The organism is Aeromonas veronii bv. veronii, assembly GCF_000820225.1.
In the GTDB taxonomy this organism is placed as follows: domain Bacteria; phylum Pseudomonadota; class Gammaproteobacteria; order Enterobacterales; family Aeromonadaceae; genus Aeromonas; species Aeromonas veronii.
Map to the genome: position 1 here is coordinate 1 of NZ_CDDK01000045.1, position 1095 is coordinate 1095.

The 1095-nt window shown below is 57.4% G+C and carries 1 pseudogene; it reads left to right on the forward strand.

Annotation, left to right across the window (positions count from 1 at the left end):
• Positions 1 to 1046 (forward strand): annotated as a pseudogene (locus BN1139_RS19470) (IS3 family transposase); the annotation flags it as partial.
• Between the last annotated feature and the right edge of the window lie 49 nt (positions 1047 to 1095).

Below are 1095 nucleotides of genomic sequence, written 5' to 3' on the forward strand. Positions count from 1 at the left end.
AGCCAGGGGGCTTCTGTGCGTGCCGGCAGGAGCATCACCATGCCTGACCCCGACAACCAGACGCCCGAACAGCGCATCAAGGAACTCGAGCAACAGCTGGCACTGATGAGCCAGAAGGCCCAGTTTTTTGAGGCCGTCGTCGATGTACTGAAGAATGACTACGGCGTCTCCATCGTAAAAAAGCGACCCGGCAAGTCCTCTCGCAGCGGCAAGTCGAGAAGCTGACCATCGTCAGGGCTTGCCTGTTTCTGGGGATAAGCCGGCAGGCTTACTACAAGCGCAATCGGGTCGCCGACGAGCGCCATGCACAAGTATTGCAGGTGGTGCGCTTCGTGCGTCAGGTTCGACTGCGACAACCTCGGGTGGGCACTCGCAAGCTGCATTATCTGCTGCTGGGTCAGGATGATGGCGGGCTCAAGGTCGGGCGTGACAGGCTGTTTCGGATATTGGCCGAGCACCGCTTGCTGGTGCAGCCTAAGCGGGCGTATCACAAGACCACCCACAGTTTTCACCGTTTCTACCGTCATCCCAACTTGCTCAAGGCGGGGCCAGAGCAGGTCACGCCGGTGGCCCCGGAGCAGGTCTGGGTCGCTGATATCACCTATCTGCCAGCCAGGAGCGGGCCACTGTACCTGAGCCTGGTGACGGATGCGTACTCACGCAAGATAGTAGGCCATCACGTACACGAAGGAATGCATGCCGAGTCGGTGGCGATGGCGTTCAGGAAAGCCCTGAAGCAACGGCGTGGCGGCGGGGAGTTAATCCATCACTCTGACCGCGGCGTGCAGTATTGCTCGGGGCTGTATCAGTCATTACATGAACGGTACGGGGTGAAATGCTCGATGACGGATGGGTATGACTGTTACCAGAATGCGTTGGCGGAGCGGGTGAACGGGATTTTGAAAGGAGAGTTATTGTTGCAAAGCCCGCAGGATTTGGCACAAGCGCGGGAAATGGTGCGTGAGGCGGTGGATATTTACAACGCGGAGCGGCCGCATCATGCGTTGAAATACAGAACCCCCGATGCGGTACATAGGGGGTTCTGAGTAGAGAAATGCTAGTTGAAAATGTGTAAACCTATTTCAGGACTAGACA